This window comes from Enterococcus rivorum (assembly GCF_001742285.1).
Lineage (GTDB): Bacteria > Bacillota > Bacilli > Lactobacillales > Enterococcaceae > Enterococcus_L > Enterococcus_L rivorum.
The window spans coordinates 17,603-35,802 of sequence record NZ_MIEK01000004.1 but is presented as its reverse complement, the minus strand read 5'-3'; the positions used below and the strand labels follow the sequence as shown (position 1 = coordinate 35,802).

Below are 18,200 nucleotides of genomic sequence, written 5' to 3'. Positions count from 1 at the left end.
TATGAAAACTCAACCATCAACGTACAAAAAAATGTTAGCTGCTTTAGCCGTAACAGTCATTTTAGCACCAGCCGCAATTTTACCAGTTGGCTTCCATTCTGATTTTACAACAGCCTATGCTGCGGAAGCGACTGCTCCATCTGCTCAAACAATCGTGATTCATAAATTAATGTATACAGGCACAACACCTTCTATTACCAATACAGGGGAAGCTTTAACGTTACCCGCAGGCGTGAAACCTTTTGACTCTGCTAAATACGGAGATGTTCAATTTACTGTCGTAGATATCACCGACTATGCAAAAACAAGAGCGATTGGAGATATCCAAACAACCGTGAATGGTCTTGCCCAAACACAATATAATAACTTCATTACCACTAATAAAAAAGTAGGAACAACGGCAACAGTGAAATCCGTGGATGCCAACGGAGAAATTTCCTTTGCAAGTTTAGCTGCAAAAGAAGCAGATGGTACTGGCCATACCTACGCTATTTTTGAAACGAAAAGTGCCAAAGGTCTAGTTGGTCAATTGGCGAAACCGCTAGTTATTAGCTTGCCAATGACTAATGTCGCTGGCGATGGCTTCTTAAGTACCATCAATGTCTATCCGAAAAATGAAGTAAAAGAATTGTCCTTTGAATTGTTGAAATACAGTGAAGAAATTGGCGTGGGGAAACAACTAGCGGGTGCAGAATTTGATGTTTACAAAGGGACGCCGGGAAAGGGTACAAAAGTTAATTCGACTAGTTTAACCACCGATTCAAAAGGATCTATTAAAGTTTCTGGCTTAACATTAGGAGATTACTATTTTGTGGAAACCAAAGCACCAGGGGAACATGCCATTAGTGGATCGGCTTTAAATGATGCTGAAAATAGATTAACCTTCAAAATTACGGAAAATACAACGACAGCAGAAGATTTGCATATTGACTTTATTAACTTCTTGAAGCCAACCAGTAAGAAAGAAGTGACGAATGGGACTGCACCTAAAACGAACAACTCGACTTTTGCAATAGGAGATGCAGTGGCTTATCAAAACACCATCCGAGTACCGAAAGATATTATGGGTTCATCAACACTACAACCTAATGGTTCGCTTTTTGAATCAACTCCTTATACAGTCTTTAACTATACTGATACGGCTGGTACTGGCTTGTCTTACTTCGGCAAAGACACAGATATCAAAATAACAACAAAAGATGGAACAGTCTTGAAACTTGGAACAGATTATACGTATTCTGCCGTTGCAAAAGGCTTTAGTATTAACTTTATCGTAGGGGGGACTGTTAGCCCCACTGTTGCCGCAGCGAAAGGAGAAAACTTGACGATTAGCTATCAAATGATTTTAAATGAGTCTGCTGTAATTGATGGACCGATTGAAAATAGCTTTGATTTGGCTTGGAATAATACCCCGGGTGCAAAAGGAGTAAATGATCATATCAAAGGTAAAGTCCCTGTTTATACTGGTGGAGCGAAATTTGTGAAAGAAGATGCATCAACGAAAGCGAAACTACAAAATGCGAAATTCGTGATTATGAATGAAAAAGGACAGTATTTTGATGGTTGGGCGGATGCCAATACCGATGGTGTGAAAGATGCGAAATGGTCGAATACACAACCCACTACAGGTGGTGGAGTCTTCACTTCAAATGCTTCTGGTGCTTTTGAAATCGCAGGTTTATCGTATGGTAAGTACTCGTTAAAAGAAATTCAAGCACCAGACGGCTACCAATTATTAACCAATACGGTTGATTTTGAAATCAAAGACAAAACGTATACAACACAGCTAGCCGTTGAAAATAGCAAACGTCCAACAATGCCAATTACAGGATCTACCCAATTAATTATTACTTTAGTTGCCGGTGTAGCCTTAGTTTCAGTAGCAGGTGTTTACTACAAAAAACGTCAAACGGCTTAATAAAAAGATAAAAACAGAACATAAATCAAATTGAAGAGGGGGGGAGCTTTTAACCCTTTAAGGCAATCCCTCGATTCTAAGTGAAGAGATTTTAGTAGAGTTAGAAAGGACAGGATATATGACAAGTACCAATAACGTGAAACAAAAAAAGAATAAACCTAGAAAAAGAAGGAAAAGCAACCGTCTCATTGATTTGTTCTTTTTGGTTGTTACCATTGCTGGTATTGGTTTGTTACTGTATCCTCTATTTTCTGACTATCAGTTGAAGCACTCTCAAACAATGGCGATTCAAAAATATGAGAGTCGAACAGGAAAGTTGAGTGAAGAAGAAAAAAAGCAAAAGTTAAAAGAATATGAGGAACAAAATAATGAGCAACAAAAAGGAAATGCACCATTAAAAGATCCTTTTGAAAAAATCGAAGGAAAAAAGGGAAGCAACACATTGGATTTAAAAGAGCAATCTTTACCAGAACCAGCTGCTGTATTGGAAATACCTAAAATAAATTTAAAGGTTCAAGTCTATCCCAGTTCCAGTGATTTAGCTTTAGAAGAAGGAATTGGTGTATTAGAAGGAACCTCTTTACCTACAGGTGGAGTAGGAAATCATTCGGTTTTAACAGGACATAGAGGGTTATCTATAGGCCAAATGTTTACGGATCTTCCTAATCTAAAAATGAAAGAGCATTTTTATGTGACTATTTTAGATGAAGTACATGCTTATGAGGTAGATAAAATAGAAACAGTCACACCAGATAACTTAACTTATTTTGATCGAGTACCAAATGAAGACTACATAACACTAGTAACCTGTACTCCTTTAGGCATCAATAGTCACCGTTTATTGGTTAGGGGCCATCGAATTCCTTATGTACCAGAAAAAAAAGACCCAACCAATTATTGGACCATGAAAACCATGTTATTGATTGGCCTAGCGATTACCGCTCTCTTAATTATTCTCGTGCTAATAATAAAAAAGAGAAGAGACAAACAAAAGGAAAAAGAGAGACGAAGACAAAAGCAGATGCAAAAAAAGAGAAAACGAAAGGCAGGTGGTAAAAAGCGTGAAAAACAAAAATAAGCTCCTGGTCGCTCTATTCTTTACCATTCTAAGTGCCATTTTCTTTGTGAAGTCAAGTGTTGTAGCAGAAACTAGTTCAGGGGATTCAACTTTAGGAATTGTTATCCATCGATTGGTAGTCAAATCAGATCAAGTAGTCATTCAAAATGACGGGAAAGAAATTGATAGTATGAAGCTGAAAGAACTAAGTGGTTTAAATGGAGTCACTTTTTCTGTATATGAATTAACAGAACAGCTAGATTCTTTGATAAAAGAAGGTATGACCATAGAGCAAGCTCAGCTTCAGCTGATAAGAAAAAAATATTCGCTGAATACTTTAGTACCAATTCGTTCAATCGTCACAGATACTGTTGATGGAGAGGATGGTATTGCGAGAGTAGCATTGCCGACACTGGTTAATAAGAAACAGGCTTTTTTGATTATTGAAACAGCAACGACTGATAAAGTAGCATTAAAATCGGACCCAATAGTATTAGTGACACCTGTTTATAATCAACATGGAGAACTAATGTCGACAGTTCATATTTATCCAAAAAGCAGAATTGAAGAAACGCCGAAAGAGCCTTTAGAACCTAAAAAAAATGTAGTTCCGATAGACGAAAAAAAACCTAGATTCTTGCCAAGTACAGGGGAAATGTTTCAATCTAAGCTATTTTTGATAGGAGTTGTATTATTAGTATTGAGTGGGTTGCTCTACTATATAGTAAATAGAAAAATAAAAAAGCGAGTAGCGATTAAATAGGTTCTAAGAAGCTAGATAAATGAAGTGGTAGACTGCAACGTTTCTATTGGCGATTCACAGCTATTAACGCTAATTCAACTTCTAACAAGTAAGAATAGGAATTGGCTTCTAGTTGTTAAATAAGAATAAATATAGAGTGTAAAAAATGATGATTCATTAGCACGTATTGATCTATTAATAGAATGAAATGTGAGAAAACAAAGAAAGTCCTTACTAACATCGGATTTGTTAGTATCTAAAAAAAGATGTGAATTTTTTTAGAATTTGTTTCATTGCTACTAATTTTATAAAAGAAAATAGTTGCAAAGTTGAGGAAAAGCTTCAAAAATAATAAAAAAAAAGAACCATATTAGAGGGGAATCGATGGAATCAAAGGATCTATGCGTTTTAGAAATTACCTAACCCTAAGAAATAACTAAATTGAGAGAATATACGGAATTGTTTATAATTACTTTACAGTCAAGGATAGCTAACAGGACTGCGAAACAAAGAATAAAGAACAAGTTGATTTAAAGAATAGTTACTGTGGAACTTACAAGAAATCAGGCGTAGTGATTTTCTAGCCATTTAAAAAAAGTGGTCAGAATAAGACAGACAAACTATCAAAATTAGAATGGAGAGATATGTTGACAAAAACAAAAATAGGCTTAATCTTAGGGGTAGCTTTTTTATTGGTTGGACAACCTAGTATTTCATTGGCTAGTGCTGATTTTGGAAGTGAGTCTGTTGAGAGCGGAACAACAGTAGATACTGTAGAAAGCTCTGATTCTACCGAGAAATTAGACGAAGGCGAACTTCCGCAATCTAAAACTGAAGAACCTGTGGATAGCAAAAGCGCTGATGTAACTAACAATGAAGTGCCTGAAATGGAATTTCAAGCATTCAAATCTGCTTCTGTAGGGCAAACAATAGCGGAATCCTTTACGGATCCTAAGTTGGCTCAAGCGATTGCTGCAATACTTGCTGGAGGTGAGGTTCATGCAGTCTTAACTCAAGCGATGGTTAACTCAACCACAACGTTGAATTTAAGTTCAAAGAACCTCCAAGACTTAACAGGAATTGAGCTCTTTACAAATTTAGAAACTCTAAATGTGAGAAACAACCAGCTGACCAGTTTGCCCGAGAGTATCTCTAGTTTAGTCGGCTTACAAGCACTTTATCTTGATAATAATCAATTGACTAACTTGCCTTCTACTATTGGAAGCTTAGTCAATTTGGAACAGTTAAGTGTATCTAGTAACCAATTAACAGGATTACCCGATAGTTTTCCTAATTTAATTAGCTTAAATCAGTTGGATTTAGAGTACAATCAATTGACTGGTTTGCCAGAGAATATTGGGCAGTTAACTAATTTACAATATTTTTATCTATTTAACAATCAAATTTCAACGTTACCTAACAGTATTGGTGGATTGGTTAATTTAGAAGAGATGGATGTCTCAAATAATATATTAACCACTTTACCAGAAAACTTTTCTAACTTGACCCAATTGGTATTGTTAGACTTAGGTAATAATAGACTAGTAAGTTTGCCTGATGGTTTTGGTGGATTGACTAATTTAGAATTTTTGTCTATAGCTGGTAATCAATTAACCAGTTTACCGACAGGGTTCAATGAGCTTAGATCTTTGAGTAGCTTAATGCTAAACAGAAATTTATTACCCACTGGTTATGATACGACTCTAAAGTCTTTAGGGATGAATGGAACTGTCAATTATCAGACACAGCGACAGCTAGTTTTGAAAAAAGGTATAGTGCCATACACTATAGCGAATGGAACTGATTTAAATGGAATAAATTTGTTTGATACTGTTCAGTTAAGTGATGACAGTACAGTTTCTTCAGATCAACAGCTAGTTTTAACAGGTTATGTAGATGAGAACGGTGCTTCAATTATTTTAAGTGACTACATTAAAAATGGTATCATTCAAAAAAATGGCACTATATTTGCAAAAGTAAGAGCAACAGGAGCGGGCATTTTTCCTGACAACAGTGACCACGCTATGACAGCTGAACAGCTACAATTAAATTTTAATGCAACTTATTATGATACAGTCTTTAATTTGAATGGTGCAACAGGCACAGTACCATCGACACAAGCAGTGGTTGAAGGAGAGTTAAACGTGTCAGTAGAAGAACCGACAAGAGCAGGGTACACTTTCTTAGGGTGGAACACAGCAGAAGACGGTGGTGGAACAATGTGGGATTTTGAAAAAAATGTAATGCCGGCAGAAAATATAACGTTGTATGCTCAATGGAAATCAACTAGCGAAAACCCTTCTGATTTAAATAAAAAATCTGAATCAAAATCTGAATCAAAAAATGATACTGATATTCTAGGGAAAGAAAAAGTAGCAACGAAAATAGCATCAGATGCTAAAGAATTACAGGGAGAAACTACTGCTACAGCTTCAAACTCAGCTTCAACTAGTAGTGTGTCTTCAAAATTAGAAGAGAATGCGAAACCAATATCTGGGGAAAACAAGAATGAAGTGGCCTCTAAGAGAACTCTGCCAAATACAGGGGAAAGTAATTCTTTTTCGATCACATTACCACTATTAGTTTTATTAGGTGTTAGCCTGTTATTGATTAGAAAAAAACGGAAAATATGAATTAAAATTCCTTAATCTCAGAAAAATAGACAGGAGGCGGCTCAGTCAGCGCCCTGTCTATTTTAGTTGTTATTCAACAATCGTCCAAGCGTCAATTGATTTTCCATCCGCATCTTTTAATTCTAACCAACTATTTGTCCCGCCGAAATACAAGAATAAACCAACCTCATTGACACTTTTTAAAATCAAATCTTCTGTGGTAACAAAGTTCTTAATTTTATCTTTGTGGTCTTCTCTGATTTTTTCGCCAAAACGTGCTGAAAAACCTAACGAGCCATCTTTATTTAGGGGTGGTTCTTTCATCATGGTTGCGCCAGCCTTTAAGAGCATTTCGTTTCTTTTGTGCCATAAAACAGTGGCTTTGCTTTCTCTTGAATCAATAAAAAATTCAATTTGACTGATTTCTTTACTCCATTTGTGTCTAGCCTTGGCGTGTTTAGGTTTTGCTGCTGGTGGAGCAGTTGGCTCCTGTTTTTGAAAGAAGTGATAGCCAAATGTTTCTAATACAAGGAGTAAAAGCTCTTTATATTTGGTGACATTTTTAAGGCTATTTGCAGGAATGTTTCGATTTTCTTGTTGGATATTTTTCAAGCTAAGTCCGTTTTTTTCTGCTTCTTCTATGAAAAGAATTTCAAGATAGTCTAATTCGATATCCCACGGAGGAGTGATGACGATTATTTTCTGAAAATCACTATCTTCAAACAGCGCAGTAAGGCCAGTTTTTCCAATGTCAATAATCGTGTTGTTTTTCAGTAAAAAATAAATGCAGGCTTCGTCTAGCAAATTTTTTGTATCGTTATTGTTGAAAATAGTAATACCTCCATGGTGATTATCAAATTGAATAGAGGTTTTCTTTTCATTTATTACAACTGATAGTTTTGTGTCCATTCTGATCTCCTTTGAAGTTGTTTTATTTGTAGAGAATTCGCTTTTTAAGAGAAGTAGCGGAAAAAATATTCATTCAAATTCTATCATGAAGCTTGTAATAAGTCTTACAATAAGATAGATTTTTGTTATAAGGATTTTTGATTTTTAAGTAAATCAGACTAGGAGGTTGGAGATGAAAATTATTTGTTTGCACGCTCATGAAAGTAATCGCTTTTACATGGAAAAAATATTCCAGCATACTACCATATCGTTAGTTCATCTAGTCTATAGCATGTCAATTGAAAAACATTCTGCTAAAAAAGCCGATTTGGAAGCCATGGTGTCGGGGGAAATAACATCAGATGTCAGCGGAATTATTATTACCTGTACCGTTTATTCAGGGGTTATTTCTTCAAACGAAATAAACGGGATACCTGTGTTAAAAATGGAAGATCCTTTGATTGAAACGATAGTAGCGGATACTCATGAAAAAATATTATTTTTTTCTAACCCACAGACGGTCGCTTTAACCATGGAAAAAGTTGAAGCAGCATACAAACGTAACAATCGGTCTAAAGATTATCAAGTCGTTGTCATTCCAGATGTCTTTTCTTTAATACTGTCGAATCAAAAAATGGTGTATCGTCAAGCGTTAATAGGTTATTTAAACGAGTGTATTGGGAAAAATCATGGGAATCTCTATCTTATGCAACTATCGATGTCCGTCATCGAAACAGATGATTTTGACGCTGGAAATCAAGAAATAAAGACTGTTTTTAGTGAAGCGAAGTATCGTTATCAAAAAATATTTAAGGAATAAGCAGGATAGAAAATTTAGATAGCGTAATGTGAACGAGGTTAAAAGGTTATTTTTCAAAAGCTGAAACTTTTTTTGAAATCGTATTGACCTAGCGTTATTTATTTGTTACAATTTGTTCAAATACATTATCAAATGAAATGTGAAGATAAGGAAAGTATTTTTCAGATAGCTTTAAGAGAGCCTCGCTTGGTGGGAAGAGGTAGTGATGTTGGAAGAGAAAATGGCCTTTGAACAGATTGGTTGACTAGTTGAAACCAATACAGGTGCGCCTGTTATAGCGCCACAGTATGTTTGTACTGGAAGAGTGGACTTTTTATAAAGTCAATCAAAGGTGGTACCGCGAAAGTTAACAGCTCTCGTCCTTTTAGGATGAGGCTTTTTTTGTGCATTTTTGGACACTGTCGGGAAGATAATGGATTTATTTAATGAGGAGGAAGATAGTATGAAAAAATCATGGCTAGTAATCAGTGCAGTTTTATTAGGGCTTGTTTTAACAGCTTGTGGAGGGAATCAAAAGAAAGAAGCGACGAATTCAAGCGAAAAAGGAGCCATTGCAGCGAGTCAAAAAATTGAAATAAGCTCGCCGGCACCATTATCTACCTTAGATACAACGCAAACAATGGATAAAAATACCTTTACCATTGTTCAGCACCTTTTTGAAGGGTTGTATCGTTTTGACGATGACAGTACGCCAATCCCGGGATTGGCAAAAAAAGTAGAGATTAGTGAAGATGGTTTAACCTATCACTTCACCTTAAAGGATGACATTAAGTGGAGCAATGGAGAAGCGATTACTTCACAAGATTTTCTTTATTCTTGGAAAAAATTAGTCACACCAGCAACTATTGGACCGAATGCTTATTTACTTGATAATGTAAAAAATAGTTATGCCATCCGTAATGGAGAAAAATCAATCGATGACATTGGCTTGTCAGCACCTAATGATAAGGAATTTATCGTTGAATTAGAACATGCACAACCGTCATTTTTATCGGTGGTTTCAATCGGTTGGTTAGCGCCACAAAATCAAGCGTATGTTGAAAAACAAGGAAAAGAATATGCGCAAGACAGTGAGCATCTTATTTATAGCGGACCTTTTGTGTTAACAGATTGGGATGCTGCTTCAGATACTTGGGTTCTGAAGAAGAATAAAGAGTACTATGATGCAGATAAAGTGAAACTGGAAGAAGTAAAAGTTAATACGATTAAAGAAGACAATACAGGGATTAATTTATATCAATCAGGTGAGTTAGATCTTGTTCGGATTAATGGACAGTATGTGCAGGAGTATCGTGATGACCCTGGGTATGTAACACATTCTGATGTAGCCAATTATTTCTTGGATTTTAACAAAAAAGAAGGAACCGCACCGGCCAACGTCCATTTCCGTAAAGCTGTAGCACTTGCGATAGATAAAGAAGCGTTAACGAAAAGTGTACTAAATGATGGTGCAAAACCGTTGAATGGCTTAATTCCAGCAAATCTTTATAAGAATCCTGAAACTTCTGAAGATTTTAGAAAATTCAGTGGTGACTACTTAGTTTATGATGTGAAAAAAGCACAAGAAGAATGGAAATTAGCGCAAGCTGAACTAGGCAATAACGTTAAACTCTCATTATTAGTTTCTGATGATGAAAACGGCAAAAAGATTTCTGAATATGTCCAAAGTCAACTACAAGAAAACTTAAAAGGGCTAGAAATTACCATTTCAGCTCAGCCGAAAAATAATGTGAATCAATCGAGAAAAGATAAAAATTATGAACTATCGTTATCTGGCTGGATTGCAGGTAGTAGTGAGTTAGATTCATATTTTAACTTATATGTCGGGGATTCAGCTTATAACTATGGGTCATATAAAAATCAAGAGTATGACAAATTAGTTTTAGACGCGAAAACGGTAAATGCTAATAACATTGACAAACAATTTGAAGATTACAAAAAAGCAGAAACAATTTTATTAAATGACGATGCAGCGCAAGTACCCATTTATCAAAGTGCGTCCAACTATTTAATTAATCCAAAAATCAAAGGAATCAGTTATCACTTGTATGGAGACTATTTCAACTTAAGAACCGCATATTTAGCAGAATAGGTAGGGGAAAACATGAGCCAACTTTTAGAACGATTTATCCGTTATGTTAAAGTCAATACACGATCAGATGCAGCGAGTCAAACAATTCCGACAACAGTAGGACAAGTCGAATTGGCAAGTATCATTCAGCGAGAGTTAGAAGAAATTGGACTTTCAAAAATTCGTTATTCCAAAGAAAATGGCTTTTTAACGGCTGTTTTACCTGCTAATACAACGAAAGAAATACCTGCGATTGGCTTGATTGCGCATTTGGATACTGCGGATTATTCAGCTGAAAATATTCAGCCGCAAATTTTTACGAATTATGATGGACAAGATGTTCTTTTGAATGAAGCTTTGGGCATTTACATGAAAGTGAGTGAATTTCCTAATCTAAAAGAATATGTTGGACAAACCTTAATTACGACGGATGGAACTACGTTGTTAGGGGCAGATGATAAAGCAGGGATTGTTGAAATTTTGGCTGCGGTAGATTATTTATTGGCTCATCCTGAAATCAAGCATGGTGATATTTGGCTGGCTTTTGGCCCTGACGAAGAAATTGGACGAGGGGCAGATCGGTTTGATGCTACAAACTTTCCCGTAGAATTTGCTTATACCATTGATAGTGGTCGAGTGGGCGCTTTTGAATATGAGACCTTTAATGCAGCTCAGGCGGTTATTACCATTGAAGGAACTAGCGTCCATCCAGGAACAGCTTTTGGGGTGATGGTCAATGCCATTAAGCTGGGTGAGCGGTTGGATGCGTCTTTACCTAAAGATGAAGTGCCAGAGAAAACAAAAGATTATGAAGGATTTTATTTGTTGACAAAGTTTAGTGGCACCTTGGACTATGCTGAACTAGTCTATATTATTCGGGATCACGACAAAGGGAAATTTCAACAGCGGAAAGAGTATTTAACGCAAAAAGTTTCTGAACTCAATGCATTATTGGATAAGGAAAGATGTACTCTTGTGATTTCGGATCAATATTACAATATGAAAGAAATTATTGAACAGGATATGAGGTCAGTGGAAATTGCTATTAAAGCTATGGAAAACTTGGGGATAAAACCTATTGTCGCACCATTTCGTGGTGGGACAGATGGCTCGAAAATCTCATTTATGGGAATTCCAACACCGAACCTTTTTACTGGCGGAGAAAACTTTCACGGGCAGTACGAATTTATTACGCTAGAAGCGATGGAACAAGCGACGCAAACGATTGTCGAGATTGTGAAGGAAACGGCTATTTTAAAAAAATAGAACCTACTAAAATTAAAGAGGGGGAAACAAAACTGGTTTTTAGTTTTGTTTCCCCCTCTTAGTTAAAAAAACAACAAGAAAAAGCAGCCGTTGCGCTTTGTACCCATTTTCATCAAGCTTTTAATGCTACGGCCTAAAGTTCTTGAAGACCTTCAGATATAAGCTGAACTCCACAGAAATTTGAGGAATCATTTTCGTGAATTTCAGCCACTATATGCTTTGTATCATCAAATCAAAGCCTTCTTAGTGATTTATATCAATGAAGGTGTGAGTAATATAAAGGCGTCCTAAAGCGTAGTTGATTTCGTGCTACCCATCTCTTCTTTGCTATCGAATGGCCTATATTTTATCACTTGGTCGAAATACTAGAATTAAAAGCGATACTAATTAGTTGAATCTATCTCTTCGTTTAAAAACCAAGCAGATAGTACAGAAATCCCGCCCATTAAGCAATAGCTTTTCTTTTTCATCATCAGTCCATAGCAGATTGCGGTTGTCCCTAATAACAAATTGATAGCAGAAGCTTTGGCTAAGCGTTCACTATTTGGATTAGGTAGATTAACGTGAACATTCAATGAGTCGTTGACTTTGTTCAAAGTGGAGTTGATTTCAGATAACATAGGTATTCCTCCTGTCGTTTAATTATTCAATCACATGATCAATAGTAGACTCTAAAATAAACTCGAAAATACTTTCAAAATCATCCGTGACTCTATCGCGGATAATTATAATGCTTAGCAGAGTATTGATAATTTCAAACGCTCTTTTTTCGCTTACTTTAAGTTCTAAATTGGCAATGTGTAGTGCTTCCTCAAAAAATTTCCAGTTGTCTGCTTCAAGTTCAGCAATGATATCTGGCGGTAGTTTACTAATAAATGCTAAAAAATCAGGGTTTGAGAAGTCGTACAAAAAAGGTGAATTTTTGTATTCTCTGAATAAGAATTTCATTGCCTCAACAAACCCTTCTTTAGAAGGTGAAGCATTTAATATATTGCGCCAGTTGGTTTTTAACCGATTTTGGACTCTGCTTAATGTATCAACAAATAAGTCTTCTTTTGTTCCATATAGCAAATAAAATGCACCAGTAGAAATCGAGGCTTTGGATGTTAGTTCAGCGATATTCGTTTTCTTGTATCCGTTAGCGCCCCAGCTTTTTTCGCATGCCATACATAGAGTACTTCTTAGTTCTGCTCTTTTTTCTTCTGAAAATCCCTTAGTGCCAGTTCTCATTAGTAGCCTACTTTCTGACTTTGAATATATTTATATTAATATTCATAATTGTAGTTTAAATTAAATATTTGTCAAGTTTTTATCGTGTATCTGAGTGATAAAGATAGTTAAAAATTAGTCTATCGTAACAAAAATGTTATAAACACTTGACAGAACGAATTTCAAACACTAATATATGAATATAAACTAATGAATATTCATGATTAAATATTCAGGAAAGAAAAGAGTGAAATGTTTATTGAATAATGTGTTGGAAATCAAAAAATTGACGAAGTCATTTGGCGAGCAGCTTGTTTTAGACAATGTATCACTTTCGTTAAAAAAAGGAATGATCTATGGATTGTTAGGTGCAAACGGTGCTGGTAAAACGACAATCATCAAATCGATTTTTGATTTCGTGAAGCCTGATAGCGGAGAAATTTCTCTCTTTAATGAAAAAATGCCTCAATCTGTAGAGCAATTTAAAAAAATAGGCAGTATTATTGAAACCCCTGTTTTTTATGAAAATATGACTGTAAAAGAAAATTTATTACTCCATTGTGATTATATGGGAGAACAGTTCAAAAATAATATAGATAGGGTTTTGAAAGATGTTGGGCTATTTAATGAAAAGGAGAAGATGATAAATCAGCTGTCATTAGGAATGAAGCAACGATTAGGCATTGGGCGAGCGCTTTTGAATGAACCAGAATTATTGATTTTAGATGAGCCGATAAATGGCCTAGATCCAGAAGGGATTATTGATTTTAGAAACTTGATTTTGACTATTAATCAAACATACGGAACAACGGTCTTGATATCTAGTCATATTCTGATTGAAGTATTCAAAATAGTTGATAGGATTGGTATCGTTGCTAAAGGGAAATTGATAAAAGAAGTCAGTAAGAAAGACTTAGAAGAAATGGATTTGGATATTGAAGAGTATTACTTGTCTTTAGTCAAGGGAGGTGTGAGTGTGTGATCAAGTTGTTGAAAATCGAACGAAAGAAAATCAATCTGAAAACTCAATTTATTTCGATGATTATAATGAATGTCATTGTATTATTACTGTCTGTTTTTACCTCAACATTATTAGCCGATCCATCGAGTGAAATGAATCCAACAGGTATAGCCTTTCAACTGACAACATCAGAATTGGCTTTACTGATTACACGAGCAGTTTTAATCGTATGGCAAGCTGTTCTGATTGTTCAAATAATTATTGAAGAATACAAAACAAAAACGATCACTGTACTTTTTACTTATCCGTATAGTAAAAAGCAATTGATTTTGGTTAAGTTCCTGCTGGTCTTTTTGTTAACTGCTACATTTGCGGTATTCTCAACGCTATTTCAGGAAGTTAGTACTTATTTATTAAGTCAAAGACTAGCATTTGTCACGTTTGCTTCAGAAAGCTTGGGGTCTTTGCTAATTGTCTTGATTTCAAATATTTGTCTAGGTTTTTTGCCTTTATTTATTGGGATGAAAAACAGTTCAGTTATCGCGACCATTGTCTCGTCATTAGTGATTGTCGTAATCGGTTCTAACTCACAAGCCTCACCAACGGGGTTGTTGGGAATTCCTATCGTCTCATTATTTTTAGGTGCGGTCAGTGTGCTATTGATGGTTGTGACTTATCGCTCAATGTTAATCAAAGAAATTTAAATGAAAAGGAGATACATTATTATGCCAACTAAGTTTTTAGACAATTCATTTATCAAAATCCCGAACCAGTCAGTTTTGATATATATATGGAGTGCAACAATCATTCTAGGAATCATATTGCTAATTATTGGATTGATTTTAGGGAAAAAGAACAAATTAAAAAATAAAAATATTTCTAAAATTTTGATCTGGGGAGGAATCGTGATTGTGCTTGCTCAAGGAGCACAGTTATTAGCGAGTTTACTATAAGAGAAAGGGCTGACTTAAAATGGAGCAGATTACGCATTTTTTTGAAAATATCGGACAAATTCTAGGTGTGAAAGTAAAATTACCAAGAGTGACAAAAAAGTATTCTGTTATCAGTTTGCTAATTATGCTAGGTAGTCTTCTTTGTTTAAAGTTTTCGCTAATGTTTTTAGTACCATGTGTTTTAGCAGGAGCAAATTTTTTCATAGTGAATAGAAGACGTTAAATAGCCTTATGAAGGAGTGCTTCAATGGAAACTGAATGATGGCTAAAGGTCATGCGTTCAGTTTTCTTATTTCTCAGTCAATGTTAAACAAACTTGGATAGTTTTGTATAGAAGGAGGAGAATAATGGAAATTGAAAAAGGTGTGATCTGGAATAGAAATTTTGCCTATATTATTATGGGACAAACGCTTTCTGTTCTTGCGAACTCCGTGATGAAGTTTGCACTATCACTTTATATTTTAGATTTAACAAAATCTGCTACGTTGTTTGGAACACTTTTAGCTGTATCAATCATCCCGACAATTATCTTTTCGCCGATTGGCGGTGTATTGGCAGATAATTTCAATAAGAAAAAGATGATGGTCATCATGGATGGTTTGTATGCGTGTATTGCGATTTTGGTTTATTTAGCAGCTGTCTCGAGAGCAAATATCGCAGTTGTTGCGATATGTTTACTGTTGATGTCAGTTGTTTCAGCTTTTGAAACGCCGATTGTGCAATCTAGTATGCCGCTATTATTTAAAGAAGACAATCTATTGAAAGCAAACTCGGTTGTGAATCAAATTCAATTGTTTGCTAATTTTGTCGGGCCGATTCTGGCTGGTTTTCTATACAGTTTAGTTAGGATTGAATGGATTTTTGTTATTTGCTTCATTTTGTTTTTTGCTGCTGCTTGTATTGAGTGTTTTATTAGAATCCCGATACTAACTGTTAAATTTGAAAATGGTGCCATTGCAACTGTCATCCAGGACTTGAAAGAAAGCTGGTTGTTTATCAGGAAAGAAGAACCGGTCATAGTAAAAATAATCATTGTGTTAGGGGCGATTAGTTTTTTTGTTTCCGGCTTACTATTTGTTGGAATTCCTTATATCATTAGGATTGTTTTAGGTCTTAGTAGCCAATATTTAGGGATTAACCAGGGGTTGATTTCTTTGGCAGGGATTAAGAAAAAAATAAATGAAAATTAGTTGGTAGCAAGTTCCGTAAGTGAAAGTTATGAGACAACGCTATAATTTGTATGTTCTGAACCATTCCTTCATAGCAATGAGAATTCAAAACATAAAGTAAAAAACGCATGAGTTTTCTGATAAACAAAAAATTCATGCGTTTTTTATTGATTTTTATTGAACTAACGTCCAAACATCGGATGTACTGCCAGGTTGAGTGCCTTTAGTCCACCACTTAGCAGCATAGGTTTTACCATTAAAGGTTACTTTATCGCCGCTATTATATGCTTTGTTTGAATCCCACGGTAATACAATATTGGTTATTAATTTCCAAACGTCTGATTGACCAGGTTGATTGTTTTGAGTCCACCATTTTGCCTCATACTCTAAACCGCCGTAGAAAACTTTATCGCCTGATTTGTAAATTTTTGTGTTCTCCCAAATGGAAAGCCCAGTTACTTTATCTTTGGTTTTAATGGTTAAGAGATCACTTTTTACTGACTCTTGATTTTTTTCATCCACAGCTGAAATTTGATAATTATATGAAGCACTTGGTTGTAAGTTAGTATCATTATAAGAGGTTGCTCCAACTGTAGCGATCTTCACACCATTTCGATAAATAAAGTAGCTTGAGATTTCTAGTGAACTGCTTGATTTATTCCAAGTTAGTATAACAGAACTTTCTGTAAGGTCTGTAGCAACCAAATTTAGTGGTTTCGTCGGTGCTGGAACTTTTAAAGGTGTTTTTTTGTGTGTTGTTACTTTTAGCGCTGTACTTTTATCTGAAGCTGTTTCTGAAGAATCAACGGCAGAGATTTGGTAGCTGTAAGTAACTTCTTCGGCAACAGTCAAATCTTTGAATGTTGTTGCTGACGTACGACTAATTTCTTCTCCATCTCTAAAAATAATATATTCTTTTACGGGTTGAGTCTCTGATCCAGCACGCCATTTTAGTGTTACGCTATTTGATTGGATTTCTGCTGCTTCCAAATTAGTTGGAGCTGTAGGTCTTATTTGCTCATTAGAGTCTATAGGACCAACAGGGACCTTCATTTCATCACGATATTCCCAAATTTTGTGCGTTAGCTTAGGATATTTTTGAAGAGTGTCTCTTGTTTCTTTCGTGATAGGTAAACCCCACATTTCAAAATATGGAAGTAAATTTTTATTGGCAATTTTAGCACTTGAAGTTAAAAAATACTGTTGTTTTGCTAAATCGGTACTTAAATTCGTTGCTTCCTCTCGATAAAGTTTGTGTAATTCTGGGTAAAAGTTATCTCCGAAGGCTAATTCTAATTGCCAAAACATTCCTAATTTCAAAAATGGATCAGTTTGGGCATTGAAATTTTTTGTAGGTTGGTTCAGATATTGGAATATTTTATTATAAGCGCCATCCTTTTCTAGACGGCTTCTTTGCCCAAATGCTTTCTCACTTCTCAGACTGAAAATATTGTTAGTCACTTCACTCATATTATCCCAAGTCATTCGTTGTGCTTGATACGTATGACCGAACTCATGCATTGGTCCCCAAAGTTCTCTGGCGTTCAATAGTGTTGGCATCCCGGAGTTTTTTGAGTAGGCCGTATGATAAAACCAAGCATACATGTAAGCTCCTGCTGCCTGTGTCTCTCTCATGTGTTGAATAAGCCCACGAGATTGTTTGTGTAAAGGAGAGCTGTTATCCAGACCTGCTGTTTCATCATGAATAGCCACAATTCGTTCGTAAGTTTCAATAATCCTTTTAGGTTCTTTCACATAGTTTAAAGTAGCTTTAGATCCTGTTATTAAAGTCTTATTCCCTATTAGTTCATAGCCAGGTGCATTTGGATATTGTTTAAGTTGATTAGACCAATCAGATTCTGTCGTCTTTCCTAGAATAAATCGTGGTAGTTCTTGCCCACCATCAACAGAAACAACTAGTGTTTGTTGAGCAGTAGGATTGGTCTCGTTCTGTAGGTGAATAATTCCTTCACTAGTATCTTTAATCGTATTTATCCCTTTTGTTAACTTTATTTTTGTAGCGGCTGTTTCTTGGTAGCGATTTAGTGAAATTGGAGTAATTGTATAAGTTGGTAATACAGTCTGGTCTGTTTTTTCATCAACATAAATAGTGATAGTATCGGTACTTCTCTTATATACACCTACCGATTGATTTTCACTATGGCCGTAGATGTTATCCAATATCTTTGATGAATAATTCCTTAGATTTTCAGACTGCATCAATTCAGATTTAACCCCTGCAATATTTGCTAGATTCTTTGGTGTAGAGATAACGCTTTCTGTATTAACCACGTTATTTTCTGAAGTAGCATAGGCATCGCTAGATTGTAAAGCACTTATTGTAGCTAGTGATAGTGCAGTTATACTTAATAAAGTATAAAAATTTCTTTTTTTCATTTTTTCTCCCTCTTTCTATTTGATAATAGGATTTAAGTATAAGTAAAATGGATAATAATTGTAGTTCATAAAATGCTTTACGAGAGAATTTTATGAACTCTCAACTATTTTTTAGGCAATAAGAAAGGTGGAGTAAA

General features: G+C 35.4%; 16 protein-coding genes and 1 other annotated feature. Of the genes, 12 read left to right on the top strand and 4 right to left on the bottom strand.

The features are described 5' to 3' along the window. Position 1: 1 nt before the first annotated feature. From BCR26_RS02305 to BCR26_RS02290, 4 genes are all read left to right on the top strand, one after another. Positions 2-1,918 (top strand): SpaA isopeptide-forming pilin-related protein, encoded by a 1,917-nt coding sequence (locus BCR26_RS02305; RefSeq protein ID WP_069697352.1) that lies wholly within the window; start codon positions 2-4, stop codon positions 1,916-1,918. 118 nt (positions 1,919-2,036) lie between these two features. Further along, positions 2,037-2,996, top strand: a complete 960-nt coding sequence (locus BCR26_RS02300; protein ID WP_084386989.1) for a class C sortase — start codon at positions 2,037-2,039, stop codon at positions 2,994-2,996. Then, complete coding sequence (locus BCR26_RS02295; RefSeq protein ID WP_069697351.1) at positions 2,980-3,738, top strand: pilin N-terminal domain-containing protein; 759 nt, start codon at positions 2,980-2,982, stop codon at positions 3,736-3,738. The genes BCR26_RS02300 and BCR26_RS02295 overlap by 17 nt, the downstream gene beginning before the upstream one ends. A 626-nt stretch (positions 3,739-4,364) precedes the next feature. Next, on the top strand, positions 4,365-6,350 hold the full coding sequence (locus tag BCR26_RS02290; protein WP_169818846.1) for a leucine-rich repeat domain-containing protein: 1,986 nt from the start codon (positions 4,365-4,367) through the stop codon (positions 6,348-6,350). 69 nt (positions 6,351-6,419) lie between these two features. Here BCR26_RS02290 and BCR26_RS02285 read toward each other — a convergent pair whose 3' ends face one another. Then, positions 6,420-7,238 (bottom strand): hypothetical protein, encoded by an 819-nt coding sequence (locus tag BCR26_RS02285; RefSeq protein WP_069697349.1) that lies wholly within the window; start codon positions 7,236-7,238, stop codon positions 6,420-6,422. A 172-nt stretch (positions 7,239-7,410) separates the two neighbouring features. On the opposite strand from BCR26_RS02285, the gene BCR26_RS02280 reads away from it, so the two are divergent. The 3 genes from BCR26_RS02280 to pepT all read left to right on the top strand — a co-directional run bounded on the left by BCR26_RS02280 (position 7,411) and on the right by pepT (position 11,374). After that, positions 7,411-8,037, top strand: a complete 627-nt coding sequence (locus BCR26_RS02280; RefSeq protein ID WP_069697348.1) for a hypothetical protein — start codon at positions 7,411-7,413, stop codon at positions 8,035-8,037. 133 nt (positions 8,038-8,170) lie between these two features. Next, positions 8,171-8,404: a binding site (T-box leader), on the top strand. A gap of 75 nt (positions 8,405-8,479) precedes the next feature. After that, complete coding sequence (locus BCR26_RS02275) at positions 8,480-10,129, top strand: peptide ABC transporter substrate-binding protein (RefSeq protein WP_069697347.1); 1,650 nt, start codon at positions 8,480-8,482, stop codon at positions 10,127-10,129. A 12-nt stretch (positions 10,130-10,141) separates the two neighbouring features. Further along, entirely contained in the window at positions 10,142-11,374 is a 1,233-nt protein-coding gene (pepT, locus tag BCR26_RS02270) for a peptidase T (protein ID WP_069697346.1), read from the top strand. A gap of 383 nt (positions 11,375-11,757) precedes the next feature. Here the strand turns inward: pepT and BCR26_RS02265 are convergent, their stop codons facing one another. After that, the gene (locus BCR26_RS02265) at positions 11,758-11,994 is read right to left on the bottom strand and encodes a hypothetical protein (protein WP_069697345.1); all 237 of its coding nucleotides are present in this window, start codon (positions 11,992-11,994) and stop codon (positions 11,758-11,760) included. A 22-nt stretch (positions 11,995-12,016) separates the two neighbouring features. Next, positions 12,017-12,541 (bottom strand): TetR/AcrR family transcriptional regulator, encoded by a 525-nt coding sequence (locus tag BCR26_RS02260; protein ID WP_245676900.1) that lies wholly within the window; start codon positions 12,539-12,541, stop codon positions 12,017-12,019. Positions 12,542-12,851: 310 nt separating this feature from the next. On the opposite strand from BCR26_RS02260, the gene BCR26_RS02255 reads away from it, so the two are divergent. The 5 genes from BCR26_RS02255 (at position 12,852) to BCR26_RS02235 (ending at position 15,687) form a co-directional block, all read left to right on the top strand. After that, positions 12,852-13,565, top strand: coding sequence for an ABC transporter ATP-binding protein (locus tag BCR26_RS02255; RefSeq protein WP_245676899.1), 714 nt, complete (start codon positions 12,852-12,854; stop codon positions 13,563-13,565). Next, positions 13,562-14,248 (top strand): ABC transporter permease, encoded by a 687-nt coding sequence (locus BCR26_RS02250; protein WP_084386988.1) that lies wholly within the window; start codon positions 13,562-13,564, stop codon positions 14,246-14,248. The genes BCR26_RS02255 and BCR26_RS02250 overlap by 4 nt, the downstream gene beginning before the upstream one ends. Positions 14,249-14,269: 21 nt before the next feature. Next, positions 14,270-14,497 (top strand): hypothetical protein, encoded by a 228-nt coding sequence (locus BCR26_RS02245; RefSeq protein WP_069697342.1) that lies wholly within the window; start codon positions 14,270-14,272, stop codon positions 14,495-14,497. A gap of 19 nt (positions 14,498-14,516) precedes the next feature. Next, the gene (locus BCR26_RS18690; RefSeq protein ID WP_069697341.1) at positions 14,517-14,720 is read left to right on the top strand and encodes a hypothetical protein; all 204 of its coding nucleotides are present in this window, start codon (positions 14,517-14,519) and stop codon (positions 14,718-14,720) included. A 124-nt stretch (positions 14,721-14,844) separates the two neighbouring features. After that, positions 14,845-15,687 (top strand): MFS transporter, encoded by an 843-nt coding sequence (locus tag BCR26_RS02235; protein ID WP_069697340.1) that lies wholly within the window; start codon positions 14,845-14,847, stop codon positions 15,685-15,687. A gap of 153 nt (positions 15,688-15,840) precedes the next feature. On the opposite strand, the gene BCR26_RS02230 is transcribed toward BCR26_RS02235, so the two are convergent. Further along, positions 15,841-18,063: a M60 family metallopeptidase gene (locus tag BCR26_RS02230; RefSeq protein ID WP_069697339.1), complete on the bottom strand. Its 2,223-nt coding sequence runs from the start codon at positions 18,061-18,063 to the stop codon at positions 15,841-15,843. Positions 18,064-18,200 lie beyond the last annotated feature (137 nt).

What these genes read in the sequence shown, in the direction of transcription:
- BCR26_RS02280 (WP_069697348.1), top strand. Translation starts at nt 7,411, where the DNA reads ATGAAAATTATTTGTTTGCACGCTCATGAAAGTAATCGCTTTTACATG.
- BCR26_RS02260 (WP_245676900.1), bottom strand. Translation starts at nt 12,541, where the DNA reads ATGGCATGCGAAAAAAGCTGGGGCGCTAACGGATACAAGAAAACGAAT.
- BCR26_RS02285 (WP_069697349.1), bottom strand. Translation starts at nt 7,238, where the DNA reads ATGGACACAAAACTATCAGTTGTAATAAATGAAAAGAAAACCTCTATT.
- BCR26_RS02230 (WP_069697339.1), bottom strand. Translation starts at nt 18,063, where the DNA reads ATGAAAAAAAGAAATTTTTATACTTTATTAAGTATAACTGCACTATCA.
- pepT (WP_069697346.1), top strand. Translation starts at nt 10,142, where the DNA reads ATGAGCCAACTTTTAGAACGATTTATCCGTTATGTTAAAGTCAATACA.
- BCR26_RS02265 (WP_069697345.1), bottom strand. Translation starts at nt 11,994, where the DNA reads ATGTTATCTGAAATCAACTCCACTTTGAACAAAGTCAACGACTCATTG.
- BCR26_RS18690 (WP_069697341.1), top strand. Translation starts at nt 14,517, where the DNA reads ATGGAGCAGATTACGCATTTTTTTGAAAATATCGGACAAATTCTAGGT.
- BCR26_RS02275 (WP_069697347.1), top strand. Translation starts at nt 8,480, where the DNA reads ATGAAAAAATCATGGCTAGTAATCAGTGCAGTTTTATTAGGGCTTGTT.
- BCR26_RS02235 (WP_069697340.1), top strand. Translation starts at nt 14,845, where the DNA reads ATGGAAATTGAAAAAGGTGTGATCTGGAATAGAAATTTTGCCTATATT.
- BCR26_RS02300 (WP_084386989.1), top strand. Translation starts at nt 2,037, where the DNA reads ATGACAAGTACCAATAACGTGAAACAAAAAAAGAATAAACCTAGAAAA.
- BCR26_RS02245 (WP_069697342.1), top strand. Translation starts at nt 14,270, where the DNA reads ATGCCAACTAAGTTTTTAGACAATTCATTTATCAAAATCCCGAACCAG.
- BCR26_RS02305 (WP_069697352.1), top strand. Translation starts at nt 2, where the DNA reads ATGAAAACTCAACCATCAACGTACAAAAAAATGTTAGCTGCTTTAGCC.